This is a genomic window from Gilliamella sp. B2911 (assembly GCF_026536965.1).
Taxonomy (GTDB): Bacteria; Pseudomonadota; Gammaproteobacteria; order Enterobacterales; family Orbaceae; genus Gilliamella; species Gilliamella apicola_E.
Genome location: NZ_JAFNNA010000016.1, coordinates 1 through 16,520, shown reverse-complemented (window position 1 = coordinate 16,520; position 16,520 = coordinate 1). Strand labels below are relative to the sequence as shown.

The window sequence follows — 16,520 nt, the reverse complement described above, 5'->3', positions numbered from 1 at the left end:
TAATTTCCATTAGTAAGTTAATTAGGAATTGCCTACTTTTTTGTGCAATAAACAAGTATTCCTATGTATGATTATCTAATGATATTTATAATCAAATTTTTAAGTACATATTAAAAGAAAGGTGATTTTTTCTATCAATTCAGAAATATCTTTAATACAGTTAAAAATTTTCATAAAAATTACAATTTATTATCTTTAGTTATCATTGCAAATGAAATTAATACGATACAATGCTCAAAAAATAACAAAAACGAAAGGATGAAAAATTGGCAAAATTCTTTAGATTCAAATATATCGTTATCTTTATTGCCACTTTAGTTGTGCTTTATTTAGGAAAATTAATTTTTTTTCCTTCAGAGCAGGCCGTTAATTATATTACGTCGCCAGTAACGAAAGGAAATGTTGAGAAAACGGTTCTTGCTGATGGCACTATAAGCGCTTTTAAACAAGTTAGTGTTGGTGCACAAGTTTCTGGACAAATCAAAAAATTGTATGTTGAACTTGGCGATGAAGTTAAGCAGGGAGATATGATAGCTGAGATTGATGATCTTAAACAAAGTAACGATCTCAAACAATCTGAAGCAAAATTAAACAGCTTGGAAGCTCAGCGTACATCTAAGCAAGCAAAATTAGTTAACTATCAACTAACTTATGAACGCCAATTAAAACTGGTTAAAAAAGGGGTTGGTGTCCAATCAGATTTAGATTCAGCAAAAGCCGATCTTGATGCAATCAAAGCTGATATTGCAGCGCTTGATGCAGATATTGTTAGCGCTCAAGTGGCGGTTGATACTGCAAAAGTTAATTTAGGTTATACCAAAATACGCTCACCAATTGATGGTGTTATTGTTGCCATTCCGGTCGACCAAGGGCAAACGGTAAACTCGGTACAAAGTGCTCCGACTATCGTTAAAGTCGCTCAATTGGATAAAATGACCATTGAAGCACAAATTTCGGAAGCCGATGTTATTGGTGTTAAAAAAGGTATGCCCGTTTATTTCACTATATTAGGACAACCAAACAAGCGGTTTGAGGGATTAACATTAAGATCGATTGAGCCTGCACCTGACTCAATTAATACTGAAAACTCTACGTTAAGCGCATCATCTACCACCAAAAGTGCAATTTACTACAATGGTTTATTTGATGTTGATAATCCTGATCATCTTTTACGTATTTCAATGACAGCTCAAGTTTATATTGTGTTAGCTGAAGCGAAAAATGTACTGACTATTCCATCCCAAGCTGTTCAAAAAAATTTAGCAGATAATAAAGCGATTATTTATCTACTTGATCAACATAATAATGTTGAAGAACGAGAAGTCAGTCTAGGTATCAATAATAATATCAATGTGGAAATCAAATCGGGACTTAAAGAAGGTGAAGTCGTCATTATTGGTAGTAACAATGGCGCATTATTTAATCCTAATGGACGCACGCCGAGGATAAGATTTTGATATGACAAATAATCCACTTATCAAACTTGAAAATATTGTTCGTGAATTTCCAGCCGGTGATTCAACCATACAAGTGCTTAAAAATATCAATTTAACGATTAATGCCGGTGAAATGGTTGCCATTATTGGTGCATCTGGCTCAGGCAAATCGACGTTAATGAATATTTTAGGTTGTTTAGATAAACCAAGCTCGGGGGTCTATACCATTGGAGGTCGAACCACCAATAAATTATCACCCGATGAATTAGCTGAATTACGTCGAGAACATTTTGGATTTATCTTTCAACGCTATCATTTATTAAGCGCCTTAACTGCACAAGGTAACGTTGAAATTCCCGCCATTTATGCAGGAATCACTAATGAACAACGAAAAAAACGAGCTATTGAAATATTAACGCGTTTAGGGCTTGAAGATAAAATTAATAATAAACCCAGCCAATTATCGGGAGGTCAACAACAGCGTGTCAGTATTGCTCGAGCCTTAATAAATGGCGGACAGGTTATTTTAGCAGATGAACCAACAGGCGCACTTGACCGTAAAAGCGGATTAGAAGTTATGGCTATCTTGCGAGAACTTCATAAACAAGGGCATACTGTGATTATTGTAACGCATGATAGCAATATTGCCCAAAGTGCAGAGCGAATTATTGAAATCAGTGACGGAAATATTATCTCAGATTCAATCAATCCTAATTATCAGGTAGAAGAAAAAAAAGATAATCGCCAAGTTAAACAGATCGAAACCACTAAAACCCAAGACAACTTTCAAGCTAAATACAATCGCTTTCGAGATGCCTTTAATATGGCGATATTGTCGATGCGTTCTCAACGATTACGCACTTTTCTAACCATGCTTGGTATCATCATTGGCATAGCCTCTGTCGTTTCCATGGTTGCATTAGGAGAAGGCACAAAACAAAAAATACTCTCGAATATAAACTCATTAGGAACAAGCACGCTAGAGATTTATCCCGGTAGCGGATTTGGGGATCGTAATGCAGATAAAATTACCACCCTACGCTCATCCGATGCTGACTTTTTAGCGAAACAGAATTTTGTTCATAGCACAACCCCAAATCTGGCAACATCAGTCTATTTTCGAGTCAAAAATTTGGCGATGACTGGTACAGTAAATGGTGTGGGAGAGCAATTTTTTGCCGTTCGTGGTTATAACATCACCCAAGGCATTGCTTTTGACCAAGCTAGCGTTGCATCATCAGCACAAGATGCCGTTATCGATGAAAATACCGTTAAACAGTTATTTAAGAATGAAAATCCAATTGGAAAAATTCTTATGGTGGGTCAATTACCGGTAAGAGTAATTGGTGTTGCCACCAAACAACAACAGGGATTTGGTAATAATGAGAGTCTTAATATCTGGTTACCTTATACCACTGTCATTAATCGCATGGTTGGACAAACATCGTTAAGAAGTATTACGGTTCGGATTAATGATAATGTTGATTTATCAGTTGCTGAACAAGCGATTAATAAAATCATGATACAACGGCATGGTGTTAAAGACTTTTTTATCTTTAATTCAGATAGTATCCGTGAAACGGTTAATTCCTCGGCTTGGGTGTTAACATTATTAATCTCAACCATTGCATTTATATCACTGTTAGTCGGTGGTATTGGGGTAATGAATATCATGCTAGTATCGGTTACCGAAAGAACTCGAGAAATTGGTGTGCGCATGGCTGTTGGAGCACGCTCAAGTGATATATTGCAACAGTTTTTAATCGAAGCGGTATTAGTGTGTTTGATCGGCGGAACATTAGGTATTTTATTATCATTTGTGGTCGGTGGGATTTTTAATTATTTTGTCACATCATTTGCAATGCGTTTTTCAATCATTTCAATTATCGCTGCCTTTAGCTGTTCAAGTATAATTGGCATAATTTTTGGGTATTTTCCAGCAAAACGAGCCGCAAAACTTGATCCAATTTATGCATTAGAAAGAGAATAAAAAGCGCTGTTAAAATAAAATCCCTTTGCACGATAAACTGCAAAGGGATGACAATTTGTTAATAACCGTTTAAAAATTAATTATTTTGTTCTTCACTTTCAGTTTTTTTATCAATTTCTACCTTAACATGCGGATCTAAATCTACTAAGTAGGCAGTAACTCTCGCATAATCTTTGACATAATCAGTGGTATTTTTAGTATTAAGACCACGTGAGTTCACAAAAAACTTACGATTAACCACAACAGTTGGAATTGACTCAGGTCTTAATTGGTTATAGGCCTCAGTTTGTTGTGTCATAAACGCTTTAACTAAAAAACTTTGTTTGGTTTTATCAAACTGTTCAGCATCAACACCTAAGTCTGCAAAGACAGCTTTAATATCATCAGCAGTTTTTAATTTACGCTCGGTTTGTACAGCTTTATAAAGTGCATCTGACACTTTATCTTCAATACCTAATACATTAGCCACCGCCCATGCTTCAGCTAGCTCTTTAGCTAACGGACCAAAATTGTCTAAATGATAACGTTTAAATTTAGTACCATTTGGTAAAGCTTTAGCAATCGCGTCTGTTGCATGATATTCGCTTTCAAATTTAAAACAGCTAGGGCAGTTGAATGAGAAAAACTCTACAACCTCTTTATCTGGAGAGGGTTCAAATGGTAAAACACCATATTGTTCACCTTGTTCAATCGGTTTTAACTGCTCAGCAACATTTGCTGTAGCTGGTTGAGTATCATTTTTATTATCTGCCGGCGCTTCTTGCGCAAAACAGGTTATAGAAGTTAATAATACTCCAATAGCAATAAGCGTTTTTTTCATTTAATTTATTCTCCTTATTCTTTAATAATTCCGCGAGCTTTTAATATTGCTGATTTAAAATCATCTTCATAATCTTTTTTTAATCCAGGTATAGCTTCGTTTTTATCTGAATTACGCATTTTTAAATGATAAATTAAAACTTCATCACTAAGATCTTTTAAATTACCATCAAAACCAGCTTCTTTACCCAATTTATCTAAAAGCTGTAATAAATTGAGATCTGAATCATTTTCCCAAGCTGGTTGTAATAACTCAATTAACTCATCAATACGATGACATTTCATAATAACTACCTTTTAATTATTCAACTAAGTTGATAGGTGATGACATAAACCTTTATGTTAATCTTTACTTTACAATCTATATATTAATAAGCTTCTAGTATATACTCGGCTTTAAATTTAAATTGTCCATTTAAAAGATTCATAAACAAATATATTTTATGTCTAAAAAATAACTTTGCTATATAGTAATGTTATTTTGCTTTTTGGCAATGTAAAAGAGAAAGAATTTATGGAAAAACTGCCTATTACTGCTATTATTTTAGCTGGTGGTCAGAGTAACCGCATGAATGGTGTGGATAAAGGCTTGATGTTATTAGCTGGGAAACCACTTTTTCAACATGTAATTGATCGCATCAAACCTCAAGTCGATTTTATAATGATTAATTGTAATCGGCATGATGATCAGTATGGCTCGCTAAACTACCCTATTTTTGGTGATGATTTAACAGGATTTTTAGGGCCGCTTGCCGGAATCTATAGTGGCTTATTACGAAGCAATACAGATTGGAACTTATTTGTTAGTTGTGATACCCCTTTTTTACCACATGATTTGCTCGCTCGTTTAACAAAATTTTCAGCTACTCATCAAGCTATTTTCCCTTTTGATGGTAAGGATAATCACCCAACCATTTTATTAATCAATAAATCTGTCATTACTCAACTAAAAAAATATTTGGAAAACGGTGATCGCAAACTGATGTTGTTTTTAAAGAAGATTCATGCAACTGCTGTTGATTTTAGCGATACGCCTACTAGTTTTATCAATATTAATACAGTTGATATGCTAGAAAGTGCCAATTTGGTAATTGAGGCGAATAAATAAATCACAAATCGAGCCTTTTTTATACGTTAGCTTATTGATTTTTTTTGTTTAAAAACCCCGTTCCTCAACTTTTTTTATATTTTAATTATTAACAGTTTGATAGATAAAAACTTACTGTCATTTTTTAAGCAATTTTTTTAATTCTTGAGCAAAGTTTTCTATTTCAACTTCTTGTGTTGACCACGAAGTGCAAAAACGTAAACAAATATGGTTTGGATCACTTTGCCCTAAATTATCCACAGCATAACGTGAAGTAATTTTTTTGGCTAATTGATTCGGTAAATTGACAAACAGCTGGTTGGTTTGTGGTTTGGCTGCAAAGGTGAATCCCTCATTTTCAAATAAGTTTGTAAGTTTTTCAGCCATCATATTGCTATGTTTGCCTAATGAAAGATAAAGGTTATTTTGCATTAACGCTTTAAATTGTACAGCTATAATCCAACTTTTAGCTAATATTGCTCCTTTTTGTTTCATATTAAAACGGAAGTCGCGATTAATAGTATGATTGTTAAATACCAACGCTTCACCAGCAAAACCACCAACTTTAGTGCCACCAATATAAAATACATCGGTATATTTGGCTAAATCAGGGAAAGTAATGTCATTATCTTTAGCGCCTAATGCCATAGCTAAACGCGCACCATCTAAATAAAGATATAAATGATTTTTTTGACAAAATTGATACAGTTTTTTTAGCTCTTGTTTGGTATATAGGGTACCTAATTCGGTAGTGTTGGAAATGTATATGAGCTTTGGTTGGACCATATGCTCATCACAATGATAATCTAAAACAGGTTGTATTGATTCTGGTGTTAATTTTCCATCTTCAGTTTTAACCGTTACAACCTTATGTCCTGTGGCTTCAATTGCACCCGTTTCATGCACATTGATGTGTCCAGTTTCCGCTGCAATCACAGCCTGATATGGTTTTAGTATATGTGAAATGGTTGTTAAATTGGTAATTGTCCCACCAGCCATAAAATGTATGTCTGCATTCGGGGATTTTAATCTTTTCCTAATCTGATCGATTGCATCATTACAACAATCATCTAAGCCATATCCAATCAACTTTTTATTATTGATATTGATAAATTCTTCTAACAATTTAGGGTGTACTGTTTGATTATAATCATTTAAAAAATCGTACATATCATTAATCTTGTATAAAATAATATTTACGTTTAAATATAGCACGTTATTGTTGAGAATCTATGAATAATAAAAAAATTATTGGTATTACTGGATATAGTGGATGTGGTAAAACCACTTTGCTAAAAAAGATTATTCAGTTAATGGTATTGCGAAATATTAAAGTAGGTTCATTAAAACATGCCCATCATGATATTGAGTTAGATATCCCTGGCAAAGATAGTTATGAGCTACGCAAATCGGGGGCATTACAAACTATTGTTGCCTGCGATAAACGTTACGCATTGATTGAAGAAACACCCGATACCCCAGCAGATCTAAAAACGCTTATTAATCGGTTTACCGATGTTGATGTGATATTAATTGAGGGATTTAAAGATGAACAAATTCCTAAAATTATGTGTCATCTAAAACAATGTCAAAAACCATTATTTATTGATGATTTTACCATTGCTGTTGCTAGCGATGAGCCGTTAATAACATCTTTACCTGTATTAGATATTAATCAACCAGAGCAAATTGTGAATTTTATAAATAATTATTTATTTTGCCGTTAATATATCGTATTTTACTTAACTGTTTTTTTAACTAATATTATCATTATGAAATTTCGACTAAGAAAAACTATAAGCATTGCCAAGAAAGTCCTAATTGGATTAATGCTTTTCTCTGTTTTTCTTATTCTGCTTATGCGTTGGGTTAATCCTTGGGGTTCCATGTTGATGGTCGAAAGAAAGATCGCTAACTGGAATATTAATCAACAACGAATTTGGAAAGATTGGGATCAAATTTCAGATAATATTAAGATTGCCGTTATAGCTGCTGAAGATCAGCAATTTGCCAATCATTGGGGATTTGATTTTAAGGCTATAAACCGTGCGTTAAATTATAATAAAAATAATAGAAAAATCCGTGGCGCCAGTACCATCACTCAGCAAGTTGCGAAAAATATTTTTTTATGGTCATCGCGAAATTGGATCCGCAAAGGTGTTGAATCATGGTTCACAGTTTGGATTGAGCTTATTTGGTCAAAGCAACGGACACTTGAGATTTATTTAAATAGCGTTGAATGGGGTGAAGGGATTTTTGGTATTGAGGCCGCCTCACGCCACTACTTTGGTGTCAGCGCAAAGCAATTAACCAAAGAGCAAGCTAGTTTACTGGCTGCAATTTTACCTAATCCTAGAAAATGGAGTCCAGTTAATCCTAATATCCTTACACAAAAAAAAGCAAAATGGATCCTAGGCCAAATGGAAAATTTAGATACGAAAAAATATTTGAAGAAACTTAATTAATTAACGCTTAATGTTTTTACAAATTCAGGCACAATTTTACTTGCAGGGCCGTAAATTTTGGTTTGAAATAAACTTTCCCCCAAACTCGGCTCTAAATTGAGCTCAACAGTTTTTGCCCCCGATTGATTAGCAACCTCTACAAAACCCGCTGCCGGGTAAACATTGCCCGATGTACCAATCGAAATAAAATAGTCAGCTTGTGAAAGCGCATGGTAAATTTTATTCATCTCTAATGGGATTTCACCAAACCATACTATGTGTGGGCGAATAAGCTTATTTTTTACATAATCCACATCTTGATGACAATCAATGATTTGCCCAGTTTGTTCATTACGAACTTTCAATAATTCGCCATGCATGTGAATAATATTTTTAGAACCCGCCCGCTCATGAAGATTATCAACATTTTGTGTCACAATTAATACATTTTCACTGCCGAGCTTATGTTCAAGCTCAGCTAAAGCAAAATGCGCTAAGTTTGGTTTTACCTCAGGGCTTTGTAATTTTTTTCGTAGCATATTATAGAAAGAATGGACCGCAATGGGATCGCGACTATAACCTTCATAGGTTGCAACATCATTAACATCATATCCTTCCCACAATCCATTTTGTGCACGGAATGTCGATAGTCCAGATTCCGCAGAAATACCCGCACCCGTTAAGATAACAAATTTAGGTTTTTGCAGCATATCTATCTTCCTTCTTATTAATAAGCCTTATTATCAATGAAACAGATTATTGACTATATTCTGTCGTAAATATATGTAAGGCTGGTTTGCTTAACTTTTGATATTGACTATAAGCTGTTGCTACTTCAAATTTTATTTCATCTTTTGATTTACCATCCAACCAACTATTGATCATAGCATGAATACTATAAGCTTCTGGCGCCATACGGTGCAAGGTTAAGATCAACGGGTTAATACCTAAACGAGATAGTGGTGGTGTAAAATATTTCTGACTTTTACAAGCAAATACTGCTGCATAGCGTGATTTTTGTTTTTCTTGTACATTTTTGGGCAAAGTGTCCCAGCGTAAATTATCGGGTAAATAATTTCGCCATGACCACTCCATTAAGGAGTCATGACCAATATAAATAACTAAATTGGCTTTTCCCCCTGCGATAATTTGAGTATTATCGATTGAATAAGACGCTTCTTTCTTCCCAGCTGAATAGGTTATAAAATCATTAACAGCATCATCAATATATTTACCATCATAAGCCTGTGCTATAATATAAACATCTTTTGTTTTATGTTTATAAATTATTTCTTCCAAAATTTTACTATTCTCTGGTTTATTTATTTTTATCTGTTGCCACTCTTTTTGTTTATCAAAATAGGTTTTAAAACCATAGGCCGCCCCCCAATAAAGATTATTTTTTGGATCTTGACCATTACCAATTGCTTTAGGAACCGGAGCTATTCGCTGATATTTGTTATCACATAAAGCGACAACAACATGAATCACTTTTGAATCAGCAAAACATGAAAAAGATAAAACTAAACACATTATTGGTATTAATAATAGGTATTTACTCATTTTCTCCATTTATTATCAAATCTCCATTCACTTCGTATTTTACAATTACATTATTTTTATACATCATTTCAGAACGAATACATGCCGGGGCACCACCGACATTGTTTTTGGTGATGGTGTCTCTCCAGATTTCATTTTTTCTATAGATAACACCTTGCCTTTTAATAAAGGCATGCTGCTTTTCATAAACATGATAGCTGTATAGTCTTTCTGCATCACATAATAGCTCACCCTCTAGTTGGTGATCGCCAACATGAAGCATAATTTGAAACATTTTATCGGTAGGATTATGAATAATAAGATCAATATAATTATAAAAAATAGCGGCACCCGAACCAAAAGGTAACACTCGACCATCATCAGGAAAAGGATCAAAGCTATGATTTGCTCGTTCGACTATTTGGAGTTCTGAATGGAGAGCTAACCAATGAATTAAATTACTGATCTGACATATACCACCGCCAATACCTGAACGAGCTACGCCAAATGAAAGTTCCATTCCATTCACAAATCCTCGCTTTTTAGTTGGTTTTCCGACTAATCGGCAAAACGAGAAATATTCACCAGGTTTAATTAAGATTCCATTTAATGAATCAACGGCAATTTTTAGGTTTGTGACTTTATTGTATTGAAGCTGAATATCGCTGTTACCCAATCGACGTATTAATTTGGATGTATGTTTTTTATAACGATATGGTAAACGTAAATCATGACTTCGTTCTAAGCTATATTGACGTGAAGAATAATACCAAAACAAATGACGAAACAAGCGACGCTGATTTACCCTTAACCAATAAAGTAAGGGATGATAACTGGATAACGGCTTTAGCATTATTGCTTTTTCCTTATATTCTACTAATATCGATTATAGCATCAAAAGATTTATATACTATGTTATATAAGTTTTTTAAGTTTAAAAGATTGTTACAAGACGCTTTGGTTTATTTACCAAAATACCTTAACATTAAACAAATTTAATCTTTTCGACATAATTTTAATCATACAGTTCGCTTAATACTTTTAGGAAATGGATAAAATGAAAACAATAGGTTTAATCGGCGGGATGAGCTGGGAAAGCACAGTGACTTATTATCAAGTGATCAATCAAATGGTAGGAAAATCATTAGGAGGATTACATTCCGCCAAGACACTTTTATATAGTGTCGACTTTCAAGAAATTGAACATTGTCAGTCCCATGGTGAGTGGGATAAAAGTGCGCTCATTTTAATTGATGCAGCGAAAAGACTAGCATTAGCTGGGGCAGATTTTATCGTGATTTGTACCAATACGATGCATAAAGTCGCTGATCAGGTTCAAGCAGCCATTGATATTCCCATTCTCCATATTGCTGATGTTACGGCACAGCACTTAATCAAAGGCAATATTCAAACGGTTGCTTTGCTAGGAACAAAATATACGATGGAACAAGACTTTTATAAATCAAAACTGACTAATAAAGGTTTGAAAGTACTGATTCCTGATGAGCAAGATAGAATAATCATCAATCGGGTTATTTATGATGAACTCTGCCATGGCATAATTAAGCCAAGCGCTAAGCAAGCTTATCTTGATATTATTGAAAAACTTGTTAACCAAGGTGCACAAGGCGTTATACTGGGCTGCACTGAAATTGGCTTGTTAATCCAACAGACAGATTGCCTGACGCCATTTTTTGATACCGCTTTATTGCATGCCGAGCAAGCGGCCTTACTTGCAATAAGTTAATCATTTACTCTTTATCAGTATATTCCAGTATATCGCCCGGTTGGCAATCTAAGTGTTTACAGATTGCCTCGAGGGTTGCCAGTCTGAATCCTTTTACTTTACCTTGCTTTAGTAATGATAAATTTTGTTCAGTAATACCGATTGCGGCTGCTAAGTCTTTGGATTTAACTTTGCGTTTAGCCAGCATTACATCTAAATTTATAATAATTGCCACATTAAGATCCTATTAAATCGGTTTCTAGGTTAACATCATTGTATCGTACTCAACGTTATTATTTATATGCCATATTTAGATAAACTGTCTATTTTCTTCAGCGATCTGACTGGCTTTTTTTAAGATCTGACCAATTAGCATAATACTGATTGCTAAAAGCAGTGTCATAAAATCTTCGCTAGTAAACGATACCGTAAAATAACGCTCAGGTTGATTATAACTTAATATTGCCGTTATTACCGGTTCTGAAAGTATGCCTATTATCGCCCAAATTACCAAAAATTTACCAAAGTTATAACAGTATTTTGTTGATTTAACGGAAAAATAGTCCGCTTGCGCAAAATTAACCAGCATTAATCGTAGTTGATTAAAAGCATAAATTAAAATAACAATTCTGCCGGTATCAATAAGTGTTGCTAAGGCAGCTTGCCAAAAGTTTAGGCCTGTGGAAATGTCGATACTATCATCCATTGTCGTGGAAATGAAAAAAGAATATCCATCCGATCCAAACCCAATATTGTTCTTATCAAAAAAGTAATATAACAAAGGCGATATCGTTCCAATCAGCATACATAAGATAGGGATCAAAATTAATACTGACATCAATTTACAATATTGATTTAAGCGAGTCTGATTTCTAGCTATATCTGTGTTCATTTTTATTTCCTTTTGGTTAAATTTACCAAATAGAGTATAAGCTGAGGGAAATAAAAAAACAACAATTTATTAAAATAAAACGATAATAATTTATCGTTATTCACTTATTTGTGATTATAAAAAAGCCTTGCTGTTTAACGGCAAGGCTTCAAAAAATTAACTAATTATTTATGCTTCAATAGCAACACGTAGTTTTTTCATTGCATTTTTTTCGAGTTGGCGTATACGCTCAGCCGAAACACTATATTTATCAGCCAAAACCTGCAATGTTGATTTGCTATCATCAGCATCTAACCAACGCGCTTTAATAATATCTTGGCTACGCTCGTCTAATTGAGATAATGCATCATGTAATTTATCAGTTGCATCATTTTCCCAATTGTCATTTTCAATTGATTTAGAAAAATCAGAATTAACATCTTCTAAATAAAGCGCAGGAGCAACAATTGAATTATCATCGTCATCACTATCAATATCAAATGACATATCTTGCGCTGACATTCGTGATTCCATCTCTAGTACATCTTTACGACTTACGCCAAGCTCATCAGCAACCATATCAACTTCAGCACTATTAAACCAACCTAAACGTTGTTTATTTTTTCTCAAATTAAAAAATAATTTTCTTTGCGCTTTAGTGGTTGCGACTTTCACAATACGCCAGTTTTTTAGTACGTATTCGTGAATTTCAGCTTTTATCCAGTGTACCGCAAAAGAGACTAAACGTACTCCCATTCCTGGATTAAAACGACGTACCGCTTTCATTAAACCAATGTTACCTTCTTGAATCAAATCAGCTTGTGGTAGACCGTAACCAGAATATCCACGCGCAATATGCGCAACAAAGCGTAAATGAGACAAAATTAATTGTCTTGCTGCATCAACATCATCATGATAATAAAGTCTTTCACCTAGAGACTTTTCTTCCTCAGCTGTTAGCATCGGATAAGTATTTATCATACGAAGATATGATTCAATATTTCCTTGTGGGATTAAAGCACCTGCTTGCATTTTTAAATCAGTACTCATTTAATTCCCCCCTTAAATTAGACTAATTTTGTTACATCTTACTTGTGTAACAATTTAAATTCTTTCTTTTAATTTAGACCACTAAAATGTGATTTAGTTCACATTTTTATCATAATTTTTATTATGTAGGATCTGGTAAAAATGGCAAATATTTAATCCACCATTATGAAGCTATAACCATTTTATTCAAATACTTTTTAGTAGCAATAAATGCTGAAAACCAACCTATAATCATCGAGAATAAAATAATTAATAAGCTTTCATCCCATGAAAGACCATTTATATTAACTATTGTTCCAAAAACATCCGATACATGCAACATGGTTGAATCTATTTGAAGGATAAATACTTTCGATAGAACCAAAGCCAAAATAGCACTAATTAATCCAGTAAAAATACCATTATATAAAAATGGTCGTAAAATAAAGCCTTCCGTTGCCCCAATCAATTGCATAACCATAATCGTTTGCCTGCGAGCAAATATATTTAACCGAATGCTATTCCCAATAACCAGTGACACAGCAATGATCATAAAGATTGAAATCGTCCATACTATTGATTTGACCATATTGGTTAATGCCGTTAATCGCGTAAACCAACTGTCATCAAGCTGTACATCATCGACACCATCTATTTTTCGTAATCGTGCTTGTAGATCGTGTAATTTATTAGTTTGCTTAGCTTCTTCAACTGGAAAAATGATAGCAACTGCAGGCAATGGATTGTCAGCAAGTAAATCAAGTGCATCATCAAATCCTGACCAAGTTTTGAATTCATCGCGTGTTTCATCTCGAGAAAGATAAGTCACATTTTGAACTTCAGGAATCGTTTTAAATTGGTCAATTAAATTATTAGTTTGCTCTGGCGTAAGTGTTTTGTTTATATAAACTGTTACGTTAGGAGTTGGATACCATTGCTCTGCTGCTTGATTTGCATTTTTTAATAGTAAATAGCCTATTGTCGGTAAAGTAATTGAAATAGCAATAACAAAAATAGTCAGCAAAGAGGCAAATATATTTTGATAAAAATAGTTAAATACATTATGCCATGCATAGCCAATCTGCCTTTTCCAACGCCCTAAAAAGCTATTATTCTTTTTTTGTTTAGATGGTTTAATCTTGGCCTTTATCATCAACTTTTAACCTCTAAACGTCCTTGATTTAAATTGAGTATTCGATGGTGTTTTCGACGAATAAGCCCCATGTTATGCGTTGCCATCAGTACAGTTACACCTGTCTGGTTAAACTCTTCAAATAATTTCAATATATCTTTTGAAAGTTTATCATCTAAATTACCAGTAGGTTCATCAGCAAGTAATACGGTTGGGCGATTAACAATAGCTCGAGCTATTCCTACGCGCTGCTGCTCCCCGCCAGATAACTGTATTGGATAAAATTTCATTTTATCAATCAATCCAACTTTATCTAATGCTGCTGAAACTCGTTTTTTAATTTCTTCGGCTGGCTTTCCTAAAATGATTAATGGAAAAGCCACATTCTCATAAACAGTATGATCTAATAATAATTGGTGATCTTGAAATATCATACCTATTGTACGACGCAAAAACGGCACTTGATGTTTTTTTAAACGAGAAACATCAACACCATTAAGTAATACTTTACCATCATTCGCTTTTTCTAAACCACAAATCAAACGCATTAATGTGCTTTTACCTGCACCTGAATGGCCTGTTAAGAAAGCCATTTCCCCTTGCGATAAAGTAAATGTTATATTTTGCAAAGCTGGCTTTCCACCAGAATAAACTTTACTAACACGTTCAAATCGAATCATGATTTATCTCTATTCTTCTGCTTCATCAAACAGTGCGTTAATAAAATCATCAGCCACAAATGGTCTTAGGTCTTCTATTTTTTCACCGACACCGATATAACGGATTGGAATATTAAACTGATCAGCAATGCTGAATATAATACCACCTTTCGCAGTACCATCTAATTTAGTCAATGTCATCCCTGTTACACCAACAGCTTCATTAAATAATTTAGTTTGGCTAATAGCATTTTGGCCTGTTCCAGCATCTATTGTTAACATGATTTCGTGAGGAGCAGTTTCATCTTGTTTTTTAATTACTCGTACAATCTTTTTTAATTCATCCATCAGATGTGATTTATTTTGCAAACGTCCTGCAGTATCAGCAATTAATACATCAATATTTTTCGCTTTTGCAGCTTGAATGGCATCAAAAATTACCGATGCAGAATCAGCATTAATGTGTTGTGCGATTACTGGGATATTATTACGTTCACCCCAAACCTGTAATTGTTCAACAGCAGCAGCGCGAAAAGTATCGCCAGCTGCAAGCATAACTGATTTACCTTGTTGCTGAAATTGACGAGCTAATTTGCCAATTGTCGTCGTTTTTCCAACACCGTTTACACCAACCATCAATATAACAAAAGGTTTATGACTTTCTATGTTTAGAGGTTGTTGAGCACCATCTAAAATAGATTTCATTTCATTTTTTAATAGATCATGTAATGCATCAGCATCTTTTAATTCTTTTCTTGAAGCTTGTTGTGTTAATGTGCTTATTAATTTTTGTGTGGTATCGAAACCGACATCAGCAATGATCAATTGCTCTTCTAATTCTTCAAACAGTTGATCATCGATCTTTTTTCCTTTAAATAAGCTAAGAAAGCCAGATCCTATATTTTGTTTAGTTTTAAAAAGACCTTTTTTTAAACGAGAAAAAAAACCTTCTTTTTTTTGTTCAATCATAAATAACTTATCCCATGATCAATATCAATGATCATTTTATCTTATTTTATTATAAAGCCCAACGTATTCGATCAAAGAGAGTCATATTATTGATCTATTTGATCCTTGAATCTTTTAAGGTTCGTGAATTAAATTTAATTATTTAATATAAAGATCGTTGAGAGTAATAGATCGCCATTCGCCTTGGGGTAGGTTGTGAGTAAATAAATTATACTTGCCAATCTGAACTCGAATTAAACGTAAGCAAGGAAATCCAACGGCGGCACACATTCTTCTAACTTGTCGATTTTTTCCTTCTGTTATAGTAACACTTATCCATGAAGTGGGAATTGTTTTGCGTTCTCGAATAGGTGGGACTCGTTGCCACAAATTAATAGGCTCTTCCAAAAAATCCACGATTGCAGGTGCGGTATGAAATTCCTTCAATTGTACACCGCTGATTAATTTATCAATCGCTTGCTTATCAATTAACCCTTCAACTTGTACCCAATAGGTTTTAGGTAATTTAAATTTTGGAGAACTAATTTTAGACTGCAATTTACCATCATTGGTCAGTAATAATAATCCTTCACTGTCAGTATCTAAACGACCAGCAGGATAAAATCTAGGCATGGATATATAATCTTTTAATGTCTGATATTTTTCATGAGCAGAAAACTGTGTCACGACATTAAATGGTTTATTAAAAGCGATTAATGAACTCATTCTATCCTCAGAAGAATTAAATAACCTTAGAATGCAAAAAAGCCCAGCATTGCTGCTGGGCTTTCGCTCTAATTTAAAAGTCTGGCGGCACCCTACTCTCACATGGGTAAT

At 34.0% G+C, this 16,520-nt stretch carries 18 protein-coding genes and 1 pseudogene; 6 read left to right on the top strand and 13 right to left on the bottom strand.

The annotated features are described in order from the left end of the window. Window positions 1-266 precede the first annotated feature (266 nt). Together J3U27_RS10960 and J3U27_RS10955 are read left to right on the top strand one after the other, a co-directional pair. On the top strand, window positions 267-1,457 hold the full coding sequence (locus J3U27_RS10960; RefSeq protein WP_220225368.1) for an efflux RND transporter periplasmic adaptor subunit: 1,191 nt from the start codon (window positions 267-269) through the stop codon (window positions 1,455-1,457). 1 nt (window position 1,458) lies between these two features. Continuing rightward, entirely contained in the window at window positions 1,459-3,426 is a 1,968-nt protein-coding gene (locus J3U27_RS10955) for a MacB family efflux pump subunit (RefSeq protein ID WP_065563830.1), read from the top strand. A gap of 76 nt (window positions 3,427-3,502) precedes the next feature. On the opposite strand, the gene J3U27_RS10950 is transcribed toward J3U27_RS10955, so the two are convergent. Next, on the bottom strand, window positions 3,503-4,246 hold the full coding sequence (locus J3U27_RS10950) for a DsbA family protein (RefSeq protein WP_065563831.1): 744 nt from the start codon (window positions 4,244-4,246) through the stop codon (window positions 3,503-3,505). A gap of 14 nt (window positions 4,247-4,260) precedes the next feature. Beyond that, window positions 4,261-4,530 (bottom strand): YihD family protein, encoded by a 270-nt coding sequence (locus J3U27_RS10945; protein WP_065563832.1) that lies wholly within the window; start codon window positions 4,528-4,530, stop codon window positions 4,261-4,263. 229 nt (window positions 4,531-4,759) lie between these two features. On the opposite strand from J3U27_RS10945, the gene mobA reads away from it, so the two are divergent. Further along, entirely contained in the window at window positions 4,760-5,353 is a 594-nt protein-coding gene (gene mobA, locus J3U27_RS10940) for a molybdenum cofactor guanylyltransferase MobA (protein WP_267339237.1), read from the top strand. A gap of 117 nt (window positions 5,354-5,470) precedes the next feature. Here the strand turns inward: mobA and J3U27_RS10935 are convergent, their stop codons facing one another. After that, on the bottom strand, window positions 5,471-6,502 hold the full coding sequence (locus J3U27_RS10935) for a threonine aldolase family protein (protein ID WP_065563834.1): 1,032 nt from the start codon (window positions 6,500-6,502) through the stop codon (window positions 5,471-5,473). A 62-nt stretch (window positions 6,503-6,564) separates the two neighbouring features. Here J3U27_RS10935 and mobB point away from each other — a divergent pair, with 62 nt between their 5' ends. Beyond that, the gene (gene mobB, locus J3U27_RS10930; RefSeq protein WP_267354181.1) at window positions 6,565-7,059 is read left to right on the top strand and encodes a molybdopterin-guanine dinucleotide biosynthesis protein B; all 495 of its coding nucleotides are present in this window, start codon (window positions 6,565-6,567) and stop codon (window positions 7,057-7,059) included. 45 nt (window positions 7,060-7,104) lie between these two features. Further along, window positions 7,105-7,797: a monofunctional biosynthetic peptidoglycan transglycosylase gene (gene mtgA, locus J3U27_RS10925; protein WP_065563836.1), complete on the top strand. Its 693-nt coding sequence runs from the start codon at window positions 7,105-7,107 to the stop codon at window positions 7,795-7,797. Here mtgA and cobB read toward each other — a convergent pair. Genes cobB through J3U27_RS10910 form a run of 3 tightly spaced genes read right to left on the bottom strand, consistent with a single transcriptional unit; the run spans window position 7,794 to window position 10,171 of the window. Further along, the gene (gene cobB / locus J3U27_RS10920) at window positions 7,794-8,486 is read right to left on the bottom strand and encodes a Sir2 family NAD+-dependent deacetylase (RefSeq protein WP_267377452.1); all 693 of its coding nucleotides are present in this window, start codon (window positions 8,484-8,486) and stop codon (window positions 7,794-7,796) included. The two genes, mtgA and cobB, sit on opposite strands and share 4 nt — an antisense overlap. Window positions 8,487-8,532: 46 nt before the next feature. After that, a complete protein-coding gene (locus J3U27_RS10915; protein ID WP_267362557.1) occupies window positions 8,533-9,339 on the bottom strand; it encodes a hypothetical protein in 807 nt (268 codons plus the stop codon). Then, the gene (locus J3U27_RS10910) at window positions 9,332-10,171 is read right to left on the bottom strand and encodes a VanW family protein (RefSeq protein WP_267377451.1); all 840 of its coding nucleotides are present in this window, start codon (window positions 10,169-10,171) and stop codon (window positions 9,332-9,334) included. The genes J3U27_RS10915 and J3U27_RS10910 overlap by 8 nt, the downstream gene beginning before the upstream one ends. A gap of 204 nt (window positions 10,172-10,375) precedes the next feature. Between J3U27_RS10910 and J3U27_RS10905 the strand changes: the two genes are divergently transcribed. Continuing rightward, the gene (locus J3U27_RS10905; protein ID WP_267377450.1) at window positions 10,376-11,065 is read left to right on the top strand and encodes an aspartate/glutamate racemase family protein; all 690 of its coding nucleotides are present in this window, start codon (window positions 10,376-10,378) and stop codon (window positions 11,063-11,065) included. Between the two features lie 4 nt (window positions 11,066-11,069). Here J3U27_RS10905 and J3U27_RS10900 read toward each other — a convergent pair whose 3' ends face one another. From J3U27_RS10900 to J3U27_RS10870, 7 genes and pseudogenes are all read right to left on the bottom strand, one after another. Next, complete coding sequence (locus J3U27_RS10900) at window positions 11,070-11,279, bottom strand: helix-turn-helix domain-containing protein (protein WP_065733542.1); 210 nt, start codon at window positions 11,277-11,279, stop codon at window positions 11,070-11,072. 75 nt (window positions 11,280-11,354) lie between these two features. After that, window positions 11,355-11,936 (bottom strand): DUF2975 domain-containing protein, encoded by a 582-nt coding sequence (locus J3U27_RS10895; RefSeq protein WP_267377449.1) that lies wholly within the window; start codon window positions 11,934-11,936, stop codon window positions 11,355-11,357. Between the two features lie 168 nt (window positions 11,937-12,104). After that, window positions 12,105-12,965, bottom strand: coding sequence for an RNA polymerase sigma factor RpoH (gene rpoH / locus J3U27_RS10890; protein WP_065733540.1), 861 nt, complete (start codon window positions 12,963-12,965; stop codon window positions 12,105-12,107). Window positions 12,966-13,128: 163 nt separating this feature from the next. Beyond that, window positions 13,129-14,097, bottom strand: coding sequence for a permease-like cell division protein FtsX (gene ftsX, locus J3U27_RS10885; RefSeq protein WP_267337744.1), 969 nt, complete (start codon window positions 14,095-14,097; stop codon window positions 13,129-13,131). Then, window positions 14,097-14,756, bottom strand: coding sequence for a cell division ATP-binding protein FtsE (gene ftsE / locus J3U27_RS10880; protein WP_267331079.1), 660 nt, complete (start codon window positions 14,754-14,756; stop codon window positions 14,097-14,099). Before ftsE ends, ftsX begins: the two co-directional genes overlap by 1 nt. Window positions 14,757-14,765: 9 nt before the next feature. Continuing rightward, window positions 14,766-15,689, bottom strand: a pseudogene (gene ftsY, locus J3U27_RS10875) (signal recognition particle-docking protein FtsY); the annotation flags it as partial. Window positions 15,690-15,842: 153 nt separating this feature from the next. After that, window positions 15,843-16,409, bottom strand: coding sequence for a pseudouridine synthase (locus tag J3U27_RS10870; protein ID WP_267331078.1), 567 nt, complete (start codon window positions 16,407-16,409; stop codon window positions 15,843-15,845). Window positions 16,410-16,520: the final 111 nt, after the last annotated feature.

What these genes read in the sequence shown, in the direction of transcription:
- mobA (WP_267339237.1), top strand. Translation starts at nt 4,760, where the DNA reads ATGGAAAAACTGCCTATTACTGCTATTATTTTAGCTGGTGGTCAGAGT.
- ftsE (WP_267331079.1), bottom strand. Translation starts at nt 14,756, where the DNA reads ATGATTCGATTTGAACGTGTTAGTAAAGTTTATTCTGGTGGAAAGCCA.
- J3U27_RS10950 (WP_065563831.1), bottom strand. Translation starts at nt 4,246, where the DNA reads ATGAAAAAAACGCTTATTGCTATTGGAGTATTATTAACTTCTATAACC.
- ftsX (WP_267337744.1), bottom strand. Translation starts at nt 14,097, where the DNA reads ATGATAAAGGCCAAGATTAAACCATCTAAACAAAAAAAGAATAATAGC.
- J3U27_RS10870 (WP_267331078.1), bottom strand. Translation starts at nt 16,409, where the DNA reads ATGAGTTCATTAATCGCTTTTAATAAACCATTTAATGTCGTGACACAG.
- J3U27_RS10945 (WP_065563832.1), bottom strand. Translation starts at nt 4,530, where the DNA reads ATGAAATGTCATCGTATTGATGAGTTAATTGAGTTATTACAACCAGCT.
- cobB (WP_267377452.1), bottom strand. Translation starts at nt 8,486, where the DNA reads ATGCTGCAAAAACCTAAATTTGTTATCTTAACGGGTGCGGGTATTTCT.
- mobB (WP_267354181.1), top strand. Translation starts at nt 6,565, where the DNA reads ATGAATAATAAAAAAATTATTGGTATTACTGGATATAGTGGATGTGGT.
- J3U27_RS10910 (WP_267377451.1), bottom strand. Translation starts at nt 10,171, where the DNA reads ATGCTAAAGCCGTTATCCAGTTATCATCCCTTACTTTATTGGTTAAGG.
- rpoH (WP_065733540.1), bottom strand. Translation starts at nt 12,965, where the DNA reads ATGAGTACTGATTTAAAAATGCAAGCAGGTGCTTTAATCCCACAAGGA.
- J3U27_RS10915 (WP_267362557.1), bottom strand. Translation starts at nt 9,339, where the DNA reads ATGAGTAAATACCTATTATTAATACCAATAATGTGTTTAGTTTTATCT.
- J3U27_RS10895 (WP_267377449.1), bottom strand. Translation starts at nt 11,936, where the DNA reads ATGAACACAGATATAGCTAGAAATCAGACTCGCTTAAATCAATATTGT.
- J3U27_RS10935 (WP_065563834.1), bottom strand. Translation starts at nt 6,502, where the DNA reads ATGTACGATTTTTTAAATGATTATAATCAAACAGTACACCCTAAATTG.
- J3U27_RS10955 (WP_065563830.1), top strand. Translation starts at nt 1,459, where the DNA reads ATGACAAATAATCCACTTATCAAACTTGAAAATATTGTTCGTGAATTT.
- J3U27_RS10905 (WP_267377450.1), top strand. Translation starts at nt 10,376, where the DNA reads ATGAAAACAATAGGTTTAATCGGCGGGATGAGCTGGGAAAGCACAGTG.
- mtgA (WP_065563836.1), top strand. Translation starts at nt 7,105, where the DNA reads ATGAAATTTCGACTAAGAAAAACTATAAGCATTGCCAAGAAAGTCCTA.